This is a genomic window from Ruminococcus sp. OA3, assembly GCF_022440845.1.
Lineage (GTDB): Bacteria > Bacillota > Clostridia > Lachnospirales > Lachnospiraceae > Ruminococcus_G.
Genome location: NZ_JAKNTO010000001.1, coordinates 122157 through 139621 on the forward strand (window position 1 = coordinate 122157; position 17465 = coordinate 139621).

Genomic DNA, 17465 nt, shown 5'->3' on the forward strand with positions numbered 1-17465 from the left:
GTGTCAAATATGACATATTTATGAGGACCCGCAGAGGATCTGTGCCTTAAAATAGAGTTACAACAAAGAAATCACATAATCTGACGGAGGTGCACGACTATGCTGAAAATACAGCATTTATGCAAAACTTATCATACCGGAAATATTAATTATGAGGTACTAAAAGATGTATCTTTTGAAGTGGAACAGGGTGAATTTGTAGCCGTCATGGGACCCTCCGGTTCCGGGAAGACAACGCTGTTAAACTGTATATCCTGTTATATACCGTTTGACAAAGGAGAAATCCGGCTGGGTGATCAAAATCTTGCCTCCTTAAGCGAAAACGAACTGGCACATATCCGTAATCAAAAACTGGGATTTGTCTTTCAGGATTTTATGCTGCTGGATGGCCTGACGGTGCGTGACAATATCATGCTGCCACGAATCATCAGCGGACGGATTGACAGCAGTATGGAAAAAGAAGCCGACCGTCTCTGCGGAATCTTCGGCATCACACATATCAGCGGCAAGTATCCCGCCGAAATATCCGGAGGTGAAAAACAGCGAACTGCTGTCGCCCGTGCCCTGATCAACCATCCGCTTATCATGCTGGCAGATGAGCCCACCGGCAATCTCGATTCCAAATCCAGCCAGGCCGTCATCAGTTCCTTTGAACAGGCACGCCATGAGCTGAACGCTACGATCTTTATGGTAACACACGACAGCTACGCAGCCTCTTTCTGCGACCGTGTGATCATCCTGAAAGACGGAAACATCTTCTGCATCGCCCGGAACAACGGCAACAGAGGCAGCTTCCAGGATCAGCTTCTCGATATTATCAAAGAAATGAGTGGTGAGAATGTATGAAGACTTTAACACAGATCAATAAGGCGCTGCGCCGCCATCATAAAAAGCACTACCGGCTCTTGTTCTTCTGCTGCTTTTTCTCTGTACTTTTGATCACGGCGTACGTCACCATGATGCGTTCTCCGACGGTGCTTACCATCCTCCCGGAGGGCGGTGACTCCCGGAAACAGGTCATGGCAATTTTCATCCTTGCCGCTGTCGGATGCGGTGTTTTCGTGACATATACCGCTGCCCTGTTTTTCAAAGACAAAGCCAGGGATACAGGCATTTTTCTGGCTCTCGGCGCATCCGCCAGACAGCTCCACCGTCAGCTGTTTAAGGAGCTGATGCAGATCTCACTTTGCGCCTGTCTCCTCGGAGCAGCACTCGGCACTCCGCTTGCTTTCGGCATCTGGAAACTGTTTGGTACTCTGCTCGTCAACAGTCCTGAGATGGATTTTGTTTTTTCCGCACAGGCGTACGTATTCGCCGGTGTGTTTTTACTATACGTGATCGCGGCACTGTTTTTTATGAGTATCCGTTTCATCCGCCAGACCAATATCATCGATATCGTCAATGCACAGCGCAAGAGCGAACCCGTTCACGATGTCCGGCCATGGTACGGTCTTGTCGGAATCCTTCTTATGGCGGTCGGCGGATTTGGCGGCTATATACTCCCGTCTTTTTGCATCACCGTACTGCACTGGTATCCGCCTGCATGGATCAATATCGCCTATCTCCCGCTTTTTGTGGGCCTGTATATGCTGCTGCTCTACACCGTGATCCACGGCTGGAGACGGGGAAAGAACCGTTATAAGGATATTATCACGCGGAGCATGATGAAATTTCAGGGGCGTCAGACAGTCAATAACATGCTCATCATCACGGTCCTCCTTGCAGGCGCCTACTTTGCCTCATTTTATGCACCGATGCTGACAACAGGCAGCCGGATGAGTATTGACAACCGCCCGTATGACTATATGTTCCATTACCGGCAGGATCAGGATATGCTGACGGAGACTGATATCCGCAATATGGCAGACGTTTACAATGTCGATATCATGGATTACACACAGGTACAGACCACAAATATTGCCACAGACGGATATGAGCAGATTGAGCATGCCAACGGAACGTATGACCTGAAATACCGGGAAGTATGCCGGGAGGGCAATTTCCTGTCGGAGTCTGACTTTACAAAGATAACCGGCACTTCCATCGATGTGCCCGAAGGGAAATTGCGCGCAGTCCTCCCAAAAGACGGAAGCGGTGCCTATATGATACCGACTGAGATCACCAGACTGACCAATCCGGTGACCGGGCTGCAGATGGACATATCTTTTGAGAAATATGCGTATGATGATATGCTGGCAACGAATTACTACGTGCTGGACGACACCGATTACCGGAAGATCACCGAGGGTTCCCCCCCTGCATGGAGGGAATATCTGACGGTCTTTAATGTAAAAGAGGTCGACGCCTCCTATGCATTTGCCAGAAACCTCTACGAGGAAATCATCCGTTGCTCCGGACCGGAATGTGAAGTCGTGGATTCTTACGACCGTATTGTCAGGCAGCGTGCAAAAGAAAACGGGGAATCATACTTTTTGGATGTCTCAGAGGATGAAAAGTTACAGTATAAAGACATGTATTCTTCTGAGTTCAAAATTTACTGGAAATACATGCCAATGTTCCGGATCATGGACCTGAACGACTTTAACACAACATTTGCGGTCTTTCTGATGCTGTTCATCTTTATCTCTGTCATCTGCTTTGCCGCAGTATTTGTCATCGCCTATACCCGGTGCATGACTGTCGCATATATTAACCGGCAGGTTTATGATGATCTGAAGCATTTGGGGGCTGACCAAAACTACCTTTACGCCTCTGTGAGGAGTCAGATCGGAAAGGTATTTAAGACACCTGTCATCGTGGGAACTGCTCTGATGTATCTGCTGTATTTTATGATCATGTACTTTAACGACGACGGACTAACTCCGGGTGAACTTGCCGGACTTCGCAACTGTGCCATTTTTGTCATTCTCATGACTCTGGGCATCTGGCTGTTCTACCGCTTTACGCTTAAAAGTGTACGAAAAATACTGGAACTTTAGCCATTACCACAGGAAAAGCGTTTCCCGTATCAGCAACAGCTGAGCGCAGGAAACGCTTTTTTCATGACTCCCGGTTCTGCTCATCATCGCAGAGTACAATATCCTCGTCTATGACCTGCTCAGCAATCCTTTTCAACAGACCGGATACACAGAAAAGCGTCCAGAAATCCATCAGACCGTCGGCAATCAATGCGATTCCCATAAAAATCATCAGTGCTTTCATCGTCCCGAAAGGGTTAAACAGCATAAAGATGCCCAGCACACCGGCTACAATTCCAAGCAGCATGACTACCCACCAGTATTCATACCCCATACGCATCAGATTTGTCCCATGCTGAATCTTTACAAAGCAGTCAAGAATAACCAGTATGCCCAGAGCTATCGGCAGAATGCCAAGCATCAGTTCCGGCTTGATCAGAAAAAACACGCCGCAGGCAGCTTCCATCAGGCCGCGTGCAAAATCCATCTGGAAGATGTAGTCGTCAATGGCCTTCCGAAAATAGATCACAATATGTATCACCCCGATCACTCCGAACATAATGGCAATAATATAACATATAACCTTTCCCGATGATACCGGAAAAAACAAGAATAATATTCCAACCACTATGCACAATAATGCCATTATCATGTAATCCCGTTTAAATTCCTTAACAAATCTTTTCAACATTGTTTCCCCCTAATGCCTCTTCGTAACCAGTTCCATGTTCAGCCTACGTATCGCGGTTTCAACAGTTTCCACTTACTTATATAATAACATGATACTCCCCCAATTTTAACTGCAATCTTTTTGTTTTTTAACTTTAACCGAATCCCCCTGTATTCACCGGAAAGATTGTGTTCCAACCCGCATATATATAAAAAAACCTGATAAAAGGGAGCGTTCTATGAAAACACAGGGGTACGGTGCACTTCTGGCATTTACTTTCTGTCTGATATCAGCACTGTCTATCTTATACTGGAGCAACACCAAAGGGCAGCTGACGGTTTCCGGAGGCGCAGGCGGCAGCAGTGAGCTCCCGATCAAATGTGTTCAGACAGAGCGCCCGCAGATCGCCCTGACGTTTGATACCGCTTCGGGCAATGGAGACACTGCCCGAATTCTGGAAATCCTTAGATCCAATGACGTTACCGCTACTTTTTTCGTAACCGGAGGCTGGGTCGATGCCTACCCGGAAGATGTAAAAGCAATTCAGGCGGCAGGCCATGATCTCGGGAATCACAGTGCCACACATTCTGATATGAATGGTCTCGACGCCGAAAAGCAGACGGAAGAACTGCTTTCCGTCCATCAAAAAGTAAAAGACCTGACCGGTGCAGATATGACTCTGTTCCGTCCTCCTTTCGGTGATTATAATGATCTGGTCATCCAAACAGCCAGAGAGAATGGATACTTTACGATTTTGTGGGACATCGACAGCATGGATTGGAAAGATTACGGTACTGATTCTATTATCGATGCCGTCTATAACCACAGGCATCTCGGAAACGGTTCTATCATCCTCTGCCATAACGGTGCCAAGTACACGGTGGAAGCACTTGATCCGCTCATTAAAATTTTAAAAGAAAAAGGGTTCGAGTTCGTCCCTGTTTCCAAACTGATTTATCAGGAGAATTTTCATATGAATCAGGAGGGCAGGCAGATTCCTGACTGAAAAACCGAAAGACCGATCTGCAGAGCAAAGACAGCTCTTACAAATCGGTCTTTTTTCAAAGGAGCATATATATCTATGACTCAGCCTCCGATATTACTTCAATTCCATATACGATATATCCCTGATAGCTTACACCGTTTTCAGGCGTCATTCCATCCGCAAGGGATAACTGGTAGCTTTTGCTGCCGTTCCCGGTAAATGAAGCAAGCTCCATGCCCACGCTCTTCTGCCCTGCAGTGTCTCCTGCCGCTGTTCCTCCAGCTCCTGTTACTTCCAGTTTCAGCATTTCTGCATCTTCGGCTGTCAGATATAAGTCTCCCCCGCTTACACTGCCTTCTGCCAGACTTACGGATATGTTCCCATCCACGGGCAGATTCTGTACATCGGAAGCAGTGATCTCTACATCTGTCGTTCCCTTTGCCGCAACCTCAATATTTTCCGGAACCGTTATCGTATAATCTGGCTCTTCGGTTCGAAGGATCAGATCAGTCACAGAAGCTGCATTTGCCGTCACAAGCATCGCAGCAGACAAAATGCCTGCTGCTGTGACAGCCATAATTTTTTTTATCAGTCTCATATTCTTTATCTCCGGATGATTTTCTATACAACATGGAGAACAGTTTTGACCTGCGCGCCGTTCATGGAAGTCATCTCATCATCCATGGAGTACGTGCTGATATTAATATGCAGATCATAATCGCCTGCATCCGGCAGGTTGGCAACCTCGAATCTCGTGACTGCCTTACCCGGCTCGATCAGATCCGACTCATATAATACATCTGATGTCCCTGCAACTTCCAGCGTGTATTTAAAATAGCAGGGATTATTCTCTGGATTAACGAGTGACATGCTAAAACTCTCTGCATTTTCAGAGATCGTCAGTTCTCCGTATCCCGGAATCTTAATTCCCGGCTCTCCCTCCGACCTGTCCTCCAGGTTTTGTGTCCAGGCAGATGCATCATCCGCGATTACCAGTCCTCTGTCGGCGACGCCGCTGTCACCGTACGGTTTGCCCTGCCGGAAAAACCAGATGACACAGAGTACGGCAGCCACCGCAAGGGCCGCAACTGCCACCGTTATCCACTTATTTCCCGTTGCCCTGTTCTTCATACTTTGTCATCTTCCTTACTTCTCTTTAAAATATTTACTTGCTTTATGATACACCAGCATGCAGATACCTGCCCCTGCTGCCAGGCACACGATCATCGAAGGGACTGCAGCAGTTTCATCTCCCGTTTTGACGTTCTTCGCCTTCCCGCTTCCGGATACCGTACGCACACTGCTCCCCGGCGCGCTGGCCACCGAAGGTGATTTGCTTTTTCCATCTGCTGTGTCCTTCTCCTCTTCAGCCTGCAGGTGCAGGCTGGTTCGTGATGCATTTACCTGCACCGGAACAGACATCATCAGCAATGCCATTGCCAGAAACAGGATTCTCTTTCTTCCCACTTTCATGATTACATGTCTGCCAGGCTGATTCCAAACGTAATGTTTCCGGAATAAGCAACATCATACTCATATCTTCCCGCAATAACCGGCGTGATCGTATATTGTTTGGTCTCATTCCCCGTAAATGCAGCTACTTCCTTTCCGTTCGCCTGATCCTTATCGCCGGTCGTCTCGATGACCTCACCGGATTCCGGAATGATCTGGTAACGTATTGATGTGTTCATACCTGTAGGGCTGTCAGCCGCATTACATTCCAGTACCATCTGATTTCTGTAAGCCTGTGTGCCTGCGATTGTCACAGAAATTTTCTTGCCTTCCGGAAGATTCTCTACACCTTCTGCAGTTACATCCACTGCCGTACCGTCATTTCCCATGGAAACAGTACCCGGAATTGTCACGGTGTAAGCAGGATCTGCCGTAAGTGTCGCGGTCAGTTCCTGTGTCGTCGTTGCCTCTTCTGCAAATGCAGTCAAAGGCATTGCCATGCACATTGTCCCTGCAGTTAAAATAGCCAGCATTCTTTTTTTCATGGTTTTTCCCTCCCTGTGGTTTGATTTTCTATTTGACACTGTTTACTTTATCCTTTATCTTCCATTTGCACTATCAACAGCATGTAAAATGTCCGTAAGCTTATTCTAAGAGTTTAATAAAGTAAACAGACAAACAAAAAGAGACCCCGGTTCAACCGTTGTCTCGATTCCTATTTTTTTCATAGATACTGATGCTTCCCTTATTCTTTTTTGCCTCATACAGTGCCTGGTCTGCATATTCCACCAGAAGCTCGGCGGGTAACCCGGTTTCATAAGCCGCAATACCGAAACTGGCTGTCACTCCCCGTACTCCTTCTACATCCGTAATCCTTCTCAGCTCTGCCTGAATTTCCCTGCATATGTCTGCAACCTGCCCGGAAGTCTTATTTTTAAACAAAATGCAGAATTCATCTCCACCAAATCTGAACGCGGGATTGTCCTGACTATATTTTATCAGTACATCAGCCATTTTTTTCAGAACGTTGTCACCGCTCACATGTCCCATTGTATCATTAATCAGCTTAAAATCATCCACATCAATCATCACAAAAATAAAACTTTCGCTGCTTTTTTCCATCACCTGCAGCTGTTCCTGCAGAGCCGCTCTGTTGTAGAGGGAAGTCAGGTTATCTTTCAGCAGCTCCAGCTGCAGCCTGTAGCGTTCCAGTTCCTTTTTGATACTGGCTTCATTTTTCTGCCGTTCGTAATAGATGATAACCAGCGCAACTGCGTATACACCGACCAGAATGACCAGAGAGATCAAAAAATTAATAACTTCCATGCTGTCCATTAAAATACTGACCTTATCCGGGTCCCAGAAAATCAACAGCTCACCCGCCACCTCCGCGGCCATACTGATCACTGCCGTTGCTGTCGTAAGACGATAATCACCATAGACTGTCGTCAGCATGATCGGAATACCAAACAACATATACAAAGCCGTAAAAATATTGTGTGCTGAAAACAGGATAAAACAAATGACGATGAGGCACATGGATACCGCAAAACGTTTCAGAATCCTGTTTTCCCGGTATCTGTGAACTAAGAAATACATAACTCCGACAACTGTAAAATTCAATGCTGTTGGAACTGCAATATACTTCAGAATATAGACCGGTACCGTGGCGGTAACCACATGAATACTGTGGAGCACAAAAAACATCACCAGTTCAATCCCAAACGATGCAATCGCCGAACACAGATTAATCTTTTTATGTATTTCCAGCCACTGGTCTTCAATTTTGGCATACTCATCACGTATCTGTACAATATATCGGTTCTGCATAACTTCTAATCCGCCTTCATAACTGAAATTTTGTACTTTATTATACCATAGTTTCCTGTCAGTAAAAATCAAATATTGGAATTGTCTCTGTATTTATTAAAAAGCATTTCTAAAAAGGACGTATCCATTGAGCTGATCCGCTTAATGAATACGTCCTGCCACCGATTACCAGGATAGCGCTTTCTGGCTCTTCCATAAAAAGACAAGATACAAAATTCCTGCAACGATCTGAACGATTGCAACCACAAGCGCCAGAAGTGCTGCTCCAATATTGATAAGCGGAATATAGATTAAAACTTTACAGATCAGCATTACGATAGTGCACACTGCATACAACATCCATATTATCCTTGCCTGACTGACCAGCCCCACATGAGTACCGGTTAAAAAATCGGACGCTGTTGTACTGCAGATAAAGTACACTGACAGAAAGCTCAGAACACTGACCGCCGCACTTAAGATTCCTGCTATAACTCCCTCTTTAAAAAATATACTTATGACAGTTATCACAAGACTTATGATATTAATATTGAATGCCGTCCTGTATCCCGGTGCAGCCGTCGAAAGCGTATACAGTGCATACAGATTCAGCACGACAGCAACAATGCCAACCAGCGGCACCCACGAAAACAGTGCAATAATCGCCGCCCAAAAAAGCAGCTTCAGACCCTTAGCGGCCTGTTCTCTTGAAAAGTTCATTCTGATATTCTCCCCTCATCGAATAAAATTAGTCGGTGTCCACGGTTCCCGTTCCGGAACCCCGTCATCTTCTTTCTTTCGCTCCATGGCTTTCAGCATCCATGCCATATTTTTGCCAAGCGTGCGCATGATCTGCAGTCCTTCCCTGTCCTGCTTCACTTCTTCCGGTGTCATCCCATGCACGGCATTCCAGTACTGGGATGCCACCACCGGCATCTCAGCGATGGTAAAATATTTATTGAGCCGGTCAAAGGACGCACTTGCCCCTCCACGTCTCGCACTCAGGACTGCGGCTGCCGGTTTAAACCGGAATGCACTGCTCGCAGCATAAAACACACGGTCAAGAACTGCGCAGAGTGCACCGTTAGGTCCTGCATAGTATACCGGTGATCCCACGATCAGCCCGTCAGCTTCTTTCATCTTATCAATCCAGAGATTTGCGACATCGTCGTCAAATGTACATCGTCCTGTTTTAGAACAGGCACCGCAGGCGATACATCCGCGTACCGGTCTGGTCCCCAGCTGAAGAATCTCCGTGCCAATTCCCTGCTCTTCCAATACGCGCGCCGCCTCCGACAGTGCCGTGTAAGTACACCCCGCCTTGTGCGGACTGCCGTTCAAAAGAACTACTTTCATCATATCCCTCCTTCTGCATTGGTGCTTACCTGATTTTGTCCCTACTATTTTACATCATCAGGTGCGCTTATGCAATGCATCCTCAGGAATATTGCATTATCCGGTGTGCCTGAGCGCTTCGATCGGATGTTTTCCGGCCGCTTTCTTTGCCGGATAAATTCCAAACAATACGCCGATCGCAATGGAAAATCCCACCGCAAGCCAGACTACTTTGGACTGCAGCTGAAAACTCATGGAATCCATGACCATACCTGCGATCTGCAGAATTACCCAGGACAGTCCGATTCCTATCATGCATCCCATCAGGCTGACCACCAGTGCCTCGATCAGAAACTGAAGCATGATATTCCATGACCTCGCGCCTATCGCTTTTCTGATGCCGATCTCACGTGTGCGCTCTGTGACAGAGACCAGCATGATGTTCATGATACCGATTCCTCCTACCAGCAGCGAGATTGCTGCGATTCCTCCAAGCATCATCGCCATTGTATCCGTGACACTGCTCATCGTCTCCATCAGTGTTGACTGGTTTTGTATCGTAAATGCATCTTCATCCTGCCCAAACCTGTTCATCAGGAACTCCATCAGCGTTGCCTCCGCAGCATCCAGAGTCTCTTCACTCACTGCAGAGGCACACAAATTGGTGACGTACAGCACATTATCCGCCATACGCGTAAGCGTCGTATAGGGAACATACGCCTCCAGCACTGCCCTTGATGAACTCATTCCCGATGTGTCCTCGGCAAGCACTCCTACGATCTCAAAACTGCGACCGTCGAGTGACACTGTTTCACCGACGGCATCGGCACGGCCGATAAGTTCTATCGCAGCATCATAACTTAAGATTGCCACATAGGAATGATTGTCAACATCCGGGCTTTTCAGAAACCGGCCGTATCCGAGTTCCAGCCCCATGATCTCCAGATAATCACCAGTTGTACCATATACTGTCGTTGTCTCACTTGTGTAATCGTTTTTCCCTGTCATACTGCTCTGGGCAATCGGCGCAGCCGCCGCTATGTCTTCATTATCGGTAATATCCAGAAGTTCTGAAAGTCTCAGCGGGTTTTCCTTGTCATCCGTGATGCTCACCTGCAGCAGGTTCGTCCCAATGCCGGAAATTGAATCTGTTACAGACGAAGTCGCGCCATTTACAATAGATACAAGCACCACCAGCGACACAACGCCGATAATGATGCCAAGCATCGTCAGGAAGGAACGCATCTTATTCGATGTAATGGCACTCCACGCCATCTTCAATGATTGAAATATCATGCTGTCTCCCTCCTTACATTCCTGGTGCGCCGCCTCCCGGTCCACCTCCTGAGCCGCCGGAAGGCATCTCACCGCCGCCATCCGGCACTGCCCCTCCGTCAAACATCATACCGCCGCCCGGCATCATATCACTGTCATCGGATTCTGAAGTTCCCGTCCTGTTGTAATAAACGATATCCCCGTCTGACAGGCCACTCGTGATCTCGACATTCTCACTGTCCGATAATCCGGTCTCCACCTGTGTCTCTCCGCCAAGCTGTCCCGACTCATCGTCTTTCTGTGTATAAACAAAGGTCTTACCACCCTGCTCCTGGAGTGCATTCAGGGGAATGGTTATAATGTCTTCTTTACTTTCAATGGTGATCGTCGCAGACGCATTCATTCCCGCCCGCATGTTCTCATCCTTTGCCAGTTCGATCTCCACTGCATATTTGGCGACACCCCCGCTGACACTTGCGCTGTCTGAGATCTCCGTGATCGTCCCGGTGTATGTCTCACCTTCCAGTGCGTCAAATGTGACAGCCGCTTCCTGCCCGGCATCAACAGACAGAATATCCAGCTCATCAACATTCACAGAGAGCAGCATCTTATCTCCTGCTGCAATGGAAAATGCCTGTATATGGTTTGCATCAATACTTCCCGCAGCTGAACCGGACTCTGCTGCGGAGGTTGAATCTGTATTCCCGGTCACAGCGCTTCCCGATGTCACACCGCCCGAAACAGAGCCCGCCTCCTGACCGTAGATACTTCCCTCGGTGCTGCTGTCTGCAGTTTTGTTTTGATTCCCGGAACCCGCGGTATTGTCTGTTCCTGAATCAGAGCCCCCATTATCGGTTCCCGTAGCGGATGTCTCTCCGGATTCTGTTTTATTTTCAGCGGGCTGACCACCTTCGGCTCCAACGGAATCCGGCTTTTCTACCGTCAGCGTAAATGCCAGCCGGTTCCCTTCTCCATTACCGGTCACACTGCATCCGGATACCGTCCCTCCGTTGATCACCGGCTGTATATCAGATGCAAAACAATACCCGGCTTTGGCAGTTAAATTGACAGTCGCCGTATAACACTCGTCCGCCTCTGACCAGTTTACCGTTCCTGCATATCCGGCCATATCAATGGACTTCTCCATGGAATCACCGGTCCGCGGAATCTGCAGTGTCAGATCACGGCAGTCTGTAATGACCTGGGCATCCTGTACATCTCCATCTTCCCCGTCTGCATCTCCCTTCGCCTCTGAGACAGGCATATCGGCCGAAGCAGTGATATCATTCACAGATAACTCAGGGGCAGATCCCTGCGTCTCTTCCTCAGCGGTGCTGTTCAGATATAAAAAAGACCCGGATATCATACCTGTTCGTACCGCAGCCGTACTCACCGAGCCGGAAGTGTTGCTGTTTCCCGCGGTACTGCCTGCGCTCCCCGAACCGTCTTCAGACGATACGTCATCTTTTGACGAGATGCTGACCGACATAACCGTCCCCGCCTGCTGCGCAGCGATCACATATGATTCCGTCAGTGCCTCCAGTTCGTCCAGGAATGCCTCATCCTCTTCTTTTTCCGCCACCAGAGCCTGATATTCATAAGATCCCTGCTCCTCGTCCTCAGCCTCTTCGATCTCATCCTCCAGCGACTCCAGTTTCTCCTGCGTCTCCACAATCAGATTCAAAAGTGACTTCTTATTGATGACCGCAAGCGTATCCCCCTTGTTCACTTCATCCCCCGCTTCCACCAGAATCTCATCATATTCAAGACCGGACGGCACTTTCTGCGTGTCGCCGGTGTCCTCCTCCAGATTCCCCGTCCCCACAACCGTATTGGAAATGCTGCCTTTCCGTGCGGTCGCCTCCTGGGCAGTCACCGTCAGCTGCATCGCGGCAGCACGCCTTCCCCTCAGCAGCAGGAAACCAATACCTGCCCCTGCCAGCACAATCACGATTATAATGCCCGTTCCAACCTTCTTTTTTGAAATTTTTCTTAATCCGCTTCCTTTCATCTCCGCCTCCGTGCATTGCATTTATATGCATTATTTTGTTTCAGGATAGCCGACATTTGTGTTCATTTTGTGGTTGTGATGTGAAAGAAATGCGAAAATCCCCCGGAACCCGCGCCCGGGTCCCGGAGGATTGTGAATCCACGCCGTAATCATTCTATTTTCTGTTATAATTGATCAGGCATCCCTTGAGAATGATCTCACGTTCATCATCAGTCAGATCACCGAGTTTCACTGTAAACTCTTTCATGGAGTCGCTGGCATTATATGCTTTGATCTCATCTGCCTTTTCTTCCACTGCCTTTTTAATATCTGGCACAAACAGATAGTCTCCGTTCTTGAACGGCAGCTCGCCTTCCGGAATCAAAAATGGGAGCATACCCCAGTTGATCAGGTTTGACCGGTATCTTTTTGTTGCATATTCATTCGCAATATTTGCCCAGCCACCCAGCACTTTCTGACATGACGCTGCCTGTTCACGCGCAGAACCGTCACCTGGCTTCACCGCAAAGATCGTACTTCCGATTCCTGTATTCTCCGGTGACACACTGGTAAAGGAAGCTTTCACTGTATCAATGACCGGCGCAAGCTCGGGCAGAGCAGCACACGGATCCTGCCCGTCTGTCCTTGCCTTCTCTGCCGCCTGCACTTCCTTTGCACGTCCCACGTACGCCGGATCTTTTCTTGACAGCGTAAACTCGGCAAGTCCGAGAGGATTGGAGCGGTAGGATGAAGTCTCCCCCGAAGGAATCAGTTCGTCCGTGGTTGTGACCGGATCGTGGATCTCAGAAACCACTTTCAGCACGATGTTGTCTGTCAGTGCAGACATCGCCGGCCAATCCTTAATGTTCGGACCGAACTGAATCTCAACAGAAGGATCCGCCACACCCTTGCTGTCAAACACCCTGTTTTCGTAGATCGAACTTTCAAAATGATAAACCGGATTTGTGTACTCTCCGGCAAAGTCTGTCGCCGGTGTCAGATATCCTTTATTTGCCGCCGTAGCCGCAATCGAACGTGCATCCATCAGTGCAACGGATGAAATCTGTCCGTTCTGAACCTTGGAACCTTCACGGTTCGGGAAGTTTCTCGTAGAGTGACGGATACTCAGCGCATTATTTGCCGGGGTATCCCCGGCACCGAAGCACGGTCCGCAGAATGCCGTCTTAACAACTGCACCTGTCGCCATCAGATCAGCCAGAACGCCGTTCTTTGCAATCTCCATATAAATAGGTGTGCTTGCCGGGTATACACTTAACGTAAAGGCATCCGAACCGATACCTGAACCCCTTAAAATATCAGCAGCAGCACAGATATTCTCAAATCCGCCGCCGGCACAGCCCGCGATGATTCCCTGCTCCACATAGAGCTTTCCGTCTCTCACTTTATCCTTCAGGGAGAAGTCTACCTTACCGTCAAGGCTTACAAGGGCTTTCTTCTCAACATCATCCAGAATATCCATCAGATTCGCATTCAGTTCGTCGATCGTATACGTGTTGCTCGGATGGAACGGCATTGCAATCATCGGCCTCACTTTATCCAGTTCAACATGAATGATACCGTCATAATATGTGACCGCTCCTGGATTCAACTCTTTATAATCGCCGCTTCTTCCATGAATCTCATAAAACTCTTTGATCTTATCGTCTGTTTTCCAGATAGAGGACAGGCATGTCGTCTCTGTCGTCATGACATCCACACCAATTCTGAAGTCTGCGCTCAGGTTTTCGACACCGGGTCCCACAAATTCCATCACTTTATTTTTTACATAACCATTGGCAAAGACAGCTCCAATGATCGCAAGTGCAACGTCCTGCGGACCTACGCCTGGAACCGGAGCCCCCGTCATGTAAACGCCGATCACACCCGGCATATCAATGTCATATGTCTGCTCCAGCAGCTGTTTTACAAGTTCGGGTCCGCCTTCACCCATCGCCATCGTTCCGAGGGCTCCGTATCGTGTATGGCTGTCAGATCCCAGGATCATGCCGCCCCCGCAGGCGAGCATCTCACGCGCAAACTGATGAATAACTGCCTGATGAGGCGGAACATAGACACCGCCGTATTTTTTTGCACATGTCAGGCCAAACATGTGGTCATCCTCATTAATGGTTCCGCCTACAGCACACAGAGAGTTATGGCAATTGGTCAGTACGTACGGTACCGGAAATTTCTCAAGCCCCGAAGCACGTGCCGTCTGGATGATACCTACAAAGGTAATGTCATGGGAAGTCAGCTTATCAAATTTCACCTGCAGCTTTTCCATATTGCCTGATGTATTGTGATCAGCCAGAATTCCATATGCAATGGTATTCTTTGCGGCATCCGCTTTTGAAGGCACACTTTTCAGTTTGCTCTGCAGAACCGCCTGCGCATCCGGAGTATCTGCCACAAGCTCCGTTCCATTCAGCAGGTAGGCACCGGTTTCATATAATTGAATCATTTATTTATCCTCCTGTTCTACTTATCCACAAGATAAAAATCTTGTAACATTATAGCATTAACCCGCTCAAAAGAAAAGCCCTTCCGGCGTAAAACCGGAAGGGTATCTAAAGGTTTCTTATTCCGTTGTCTCCTGCGGCTGTTCCGGCTCCGGTGTAAACGTCATATCAAACGCTACCGTCACCTTGAACAGGTCACCGTCCAGATAGATGTCAAACTTACCATGCTGCAGTTCTGTCAGATTCTTTGCGATGGACAGCCCCAGTCCGCTACCCTCAGTGCTTCGGCTTTCATCCCCGCGTGTGAATCTTTCTGTCAGCTCATCCGCACTGATGTTGAGCGGATATTCTGATATGTTCTTAAAGGTCATCACCGCCTTGCCGTTTTTCTCCTGAAGATCAATGTATACTCTGGTATTTGGCATTGCATATTTCGCAATGTTGTTCAGCAGGTTTTCAAATATTCTCCAAAGCTGCCTTCCGTCCGCCATAATGACCACCGGCTCCTCCACCTGGTTCAGGATCGTCTGCAGGCCTTTTGCAGAGAGCTTTTCGTCGAATTCACCGTATGCCTGCTGAAGCAGCTGCTGTACCTGTATTCTGGTCATATGGAGCTCTACGTTCCCCGTGCTCACCTTACTTGCCTCGACCAGATCATCCGTCAGTTGTTTTAATCTCTGGGATTTTGCATCCAGCACCTCGATATAGCCCCTGACTTTGTTGTCCTGAAGGTTTTCCCGCTTCAGAAGATCCACATAATTAATGATGGATGTGAGCGGTGTTTTTATGTCATGTGAAACGTTCGTGATCAATTCCGCCTTCATCCGCTCATTTTTTATGGATTTTTCCATTGCATTCTGAAGTCCCTCACCCACACGGTTCACGTGTTCAGCCATCTCTTTATTTTCACCCTGAAGCGTGGTAACGTCAATCTTATACTCCAGATCGCCTTCCGCGATATGGACAAGCCCCTCTTTGATCGTCTGTCTTCCTGCGCCTTCTTTGATCAGATACAGCAGCACCAGGGCATCACCGATCAGTGCTATAAACACTCCAAATCCCATGAATGCTACAATCACGATAAAATGTGCCAGTAAAAGCCCGACAAATGCTATGATAATTTTCCCGGATGTCTTACGGGCATCATAGACTTTCTTGCTCATCTTCACGATACTTCTCGTCAGGCTGTTCTGCCAGAGTGTTTTTGATTTGATCCTGCGTACAACACTTAAATATACTCCCATGAAGAACGACGCGCAGATCACCGCACCCACTGCTGCCAGTACGGAAAGCCATACAGCCTCCCAGCTGTTGCTCCACCCGGCGCTTATACTTACACCGATGAGCAGGCCGCCGAATACACATCCGATCGCAACTGCGATCTCCGTGGGAAGACGGTCGAATTTGCTGAGAATAACCTCACCGCCTTTTTCCTTTCTTCCTGTCTGGATGGTAGCTATGATAAAGCATGCAATTCCGATCAGCAGCGTCAGGATGGCAGAACCTGCCAGGAAATAAAACTTCGGCTGATATGTCGCAAACCACTCCGCATTGCTCTTAAAATCATCAGATACGGGATAGGAAGTATCAAGAGCCACAATCACCTCTTCATCATCCCCCACCAAAGGGGTGTTCCGAAAGAAATTCTTCATATATTTCTGTGCCTGTGTCTCACCCGTTTTAAAGTCAACTTTTCCATTGTCACGTGTATAGCTCATCAGCAGCGTCCAGTCGCCTTCCGTCATACCCGTTGTTTTACCTTCCCACTCCTGTACATTCGTAGCGATAATTCCCGTCGCCGTATCCCGAACGTAATACTTCAGGTTGGTTTCCAGGTCTATATTCCTGCTGCCGAGATAAGTACTCAGCCCATCCAGCACATTGCTCATGTTCTCATACTTCTGCATCAGATATAAGACACTCTGCTCTTTCAGTGCCTGATCCGCAAGTGAAACACCGGAGGAGGGAAGTTCCACTTCGATCCTTTTTCCTGCGTTATACATTTCCCGCAGAATATAATTTTCTTCATCTGTCAGCCGGGTTTCCGCAGTACTCTCTTCCGATGCGCCTTCCGACACATCGCCCATATAGTATCCGTTTTCGTCATAATACTCTTCACCGTAATAATCCGTATCATAGTAATATCCCCAGTTGGACAGGATATCTGAAAACCCCATGCTGTTTTCATTTACCTGGTTCAGAATATTTCTCAGCTGTCCCACCGTATAGGTTGTGTTTTTATCCATATTCCTGGCATCTGTCTCCCCGGGACCTGAGATATCTATTTTTTTATTCTCATCATATTCGCCGTCCGTCTCAAACCACGGCTTATACTTGACATGCTGCGTATTTTGATGCAGTTCCTGTGCAGCATCCATACCGCAGCCTGAAGTATCCTCGTAACTTGAATGCCCGGTCAGATCATCAAGGCTCCCTACGGTATTCATTACATAACCCGCCAGAACAACCGAAATCACGAACCCCGCCACACATAGCATCTGCAGTGTCAGAGTTGTCATCTTGGCGAACTTCGAATAGAAATGGAATCTTGTTTCATGCTCCATCATTTACA

15 protein-coding genes are annotated in these 17465 nt (G+C 48.0%); 3 read left to right on the plus strand and 12 right to left on the minus strand.

Features of this window, described 5'->3' with window-relative positions:
- Positions 1 to 99 precede the first annotated feature (99 nt).
- Both MCG98_RS00605 and MCG98_RS00610 read left to right on the plus strand, forming a co-directional pair.
- A complete protein-coding gene (locus MCG98_RS00605; RefSeq protein ID WP_240299942.1) occupies positions 100 to 846 on the plus strand; it encodes an ABC transporter ATP-binding protein in 747 nt (248 codons plus the stop codon).
- Positions 843 to 2939 carry an ABC transporter permease gene (locus tag MCG98_RS00610; protein WP_240299943.1) on the plus strand — a complete coding sequence of 699 codons (2097 nt, stop codon included), beginning with the start codon at positions 843 to 845 and terminating at the stop codon, positions 2937 to 2939. Before MCG98_RS00605 ends, MCG98_RS00610 begins: the two co-directional genes overlap by 4 nt.
- 61 nt (positions 2940 to 3000) lie before the next feature.
- On the opposite strand, the gene MCG98_RS00615 is transcribed toward MCG98_RS00610, so the two are convergent.
- A complete protein-coding gene (locus MCG98_RS00615) occupies positions 3001 to 3609 on the minus strand; it encodes a DUF308 domain-containing protein (RefSeq protein WP_240299944.1) in 609 nt (202 codons plus the stop codon).
- 217 nt (positions 3610 to 3826) lie between these two features.
- Between MCG98_RS00615 and MCG98_RS00620 the strand changes: the two genes are divergently transcribed.
- On the plus strand, positions 3827 to 4594 hold the full coding sequence (locus tag MCG98_RS00620; protein WP_240299945.1) for a polysaccharide deacetylase family protein: 768 nt from the start codon (positions 3827 to 3829) through the stop codon (positions 4592 to 4594).
- Between the two features lie 73 nt (positions 4595 to 4667).
- Here the strand turns inward: MCG98_RS00620 and MCG98_RS00625 are convergent, their stop codons facing one another.
- From MCG98_RS00625 to MCG98_RS00675, 11 genes are all read right to left on the minus strand, one after another.
- Entirely contained in the window at positions 4668 to 5171 is a 504-nt protein-coding gene (locus tag MCG98_RS00625; RefSeq protein ID WP_240299946.1) for a hypothetical protein, read from the minus strand.
- Between the two features lie 23 nt (positions 5172 to 5194).
- On the minus strand, positions 5195 to 5704 hold the full coding sequence (locus MCG98_RS00630) for a hypothetical protein (RefSeq protein ID WP_240299947.1): 510 nt from the start codon (positions 5702 to 5704) through the stop codon (positions 5195 to 5197).
- A gap of 15 nt (positions 5705 to 5719) precedes the next feature.
- On the minus strand, positions 5720 to 6046 hold the full coding sequence (locus MCG98_RS00635) for a hypothetical protein (protein WP_240299948.1): 327 nt from the start codon (positions 6044 to 6046) through the stop codon (positions 5720 to 5722).
- Between the two features lie 2 nt (positions 6047 to 6048).
- Positions 6049 to 6570 carry a hypothetical protein gene (locus MCG98_RS00640; protein WP_240299949.1) on the minus strand — a complete coding sequence of 174 codons (522 nt, stop codon included), beginning with the start codon at positions 6568 to 6570 and terminating at the stop codon, positions 6049 to 6051.
- 151 nt (positions 6571 to 6721) lie between these two features.
- Positions 6722 to 7855 carry a GGDEF domain-containing protein gene (locus MCG98_RS00645; RefSeq protein ID WP_240299950.1) on the minus strand — a complete coding sequence of 378 codons (1134 nt, stop codon included), beginning with the start codon at positions 7853 to 7855 and terminating at the stop codon, positions 6722 to 6724.
- Positions 7856 to 8020: 165 nt separating this feature from the next.
- A complete protein-coding gene (locus MCG98_RS00650) occupies positions 8021 to 8554 on the minus strand; it encodes a hypothetical protein (protein WP_240299951.1) in 534 nt (177 codons plus the stop codon).
- A 15-nt stretch (positions 8555 to 8569) separates the two neighbouring features.
- On the minus strand, positions 8570 to 9190 hold the full coding sequence (locus tag MCG98_RS00655) for a flavodoxin family protein (protein ID WP_240303354.1): 621 nt from the start codon (positions 9188 to 9190) through the stop codon (positions 8570 to 8572).
- Between the two features lie 96 nt (positions 9191 to 9286).
- Positions 9287 to 10546 carry an ABC transporter permease gene (locus MCG98_RS00660; protein ID WP_240299952.1) on the minus strand — a complete coding sequence of 420 codons (1260 nt, stop codon included), beginning with the start codon at positions 10544 to 10546 and terminating at the stop codon, positions 9287 to 9289.
- The gene (locus MCG98_RS00665; RefSeq protein ID WP_240299953.1) at positions 10479 to 12455 is read right to left on the minus strand and encodes an HlyD family efflux transporter periplasmic adaptor subunit; all 1977 of its coding nucleotides are present in this window, start codon (positions 12453 to 12455) and stop codon (positions 10479 to 10481) included. Before MCG98_RS00665 ends, MCG98_RS00660 begins: the two co-directional genes overlap by 68 nt.
- 154 nt (positions 12456 to 12609) lie before the next feature.
- A complete protein-coding gene (locus MCG98_RS00670; protein WP_240299954.1) occupies positions 12610 to 14895 on the minus strand; it encodes a hydratase in 2286 nt (761 codons plus the stop codon).
- Positions 14896 to 15012: 117 nt separating this feature from the next.
- Entirely contained in the window at positions 15013 to 17460 is a 2448-nt protein-coding gene (locus MCG98_RS00675; RefSeq protein ID WP_240299955.1) for a histidine kinase dimerization/phospho-acceptor domain-containing protein, read from the minus strand.
- Positions 17461 to 17465 lie beyond the last annotated feature (5 nt).

What these genes read in the sequence shown, in the direction of transcription:
- MCG98_RS00605 (WP_240299942.1), top strand. Translation starts at nt 100, where the DNA reads ATGCTGAAAATACAGCATTTATGCAAAACTTATCATACCGGAAATATT.
- MCG98_RS00610 (WP_240299943.1), top strand. Translation starts at nt 843, where the DNA reads ATGAAGACTTTAACACAGATCAATAAGGCGCTGCGCCGCCATCATAAA.
- MCG98_RS00615 (WP_240299944.1), bottom strand. Translation starts at nt 3,609, where the DNA reads ATGTTGAAAAGATTTGTTAAGGAATTTAAACGGGATTACATGATAATG.
- MCG98_RS00620 (WP_240299945.1), top strand. Translation starts at nt 3,827, where the DNA reads ATGAAAACACAGGGGTACGGTGCACTTCTGGCATTTACTTTCTGTCTG.
- MCG98_RS00625 (WP_240299946.1), bottom strand. Translation starts at nt 5,171, where the DNA reads ATGAGACTGATAAAAAAAATTATGGCTGTCACAGCAGCAGGCATTTTG.
- MCG98_RS00630 (WP_240299947.1), bottom strand. Translation starts at nt 5,704, where the DNA reads ATGAAGAACAGGGCAACGGGAAATAAGTGGATAACGGTGGCAGTTGCG.
- MCG98_RS00635 (WP_240299948.1), bottom strand. Translation starts at nt 6,046, where the DNA reads ATGAAAGTGGGAAGAAAGAGAATCCTGTTTCTGGCAATGGCATTGCTG.
- MCG98_RS00640 (WP_240299949.1), bottom strand. Translation starts at nt 6,570, where the DNA reads ATGAAAAAAAGAATGCTGGCTATTTTAACTGCAGGGACAATGTGCATG.
- MCG98_RS00645 (WP_240299950.1), bottom strand. Translation starts at nt 7,855, where the DNA reads ATGCAGAACCGATATATTGTACAGATACGTGATGAGTATGCCAAAATT.
- MCG98_RS00650 (WP_240299951.1), bottom strand. Translation starts at nt 8,554, where the DNA reads ATGAACTTTTCAAGAGAACAGGCCGCTAAGGGTCTGAAGCTGCTTTTT.
- MCG98_RS00655 (WP_240303354.1), bottom strand. Translation starts at nt 9,190, where the DNA reads ATGAAAGTAGTTCTTTTGAACGGCAGTCCGCACAAGGCGGGGTGTACT.
- MCG98_RS00660 (WP_240299952.1), bottom strand. Translation starts at nt 10,546, where the DNA reads ATGGCGGCGGTGAGATGCCTTCCGGCGGCTCAGGAGGTGGACCGGGAG.
- MCG98_RS00665 (WP_240299953.1), bottom strand. Translation starts at nt 12,455, where the DNA reads ATGAAAGGAAGCGGATTAAGAAAAATTTCAAAAAAGAAGGTTGGAACG.
- MCG98_RS00670 (WP_240299954.1), bottom strand. Translation starts at nt 14,895, where the DNA reads ATGATTCAATTATATGAAACCGGTGCCTACCTGCTGAATGGAACGGAG.
- MCG98_RS00675 (WP_240299955.1), bottom strand. Translation starts at nt 17,460, where the DNA reads ATGATGGAGCATGAAACAAGATTCCATTTCTATTCGAAGTTCGCCAAG.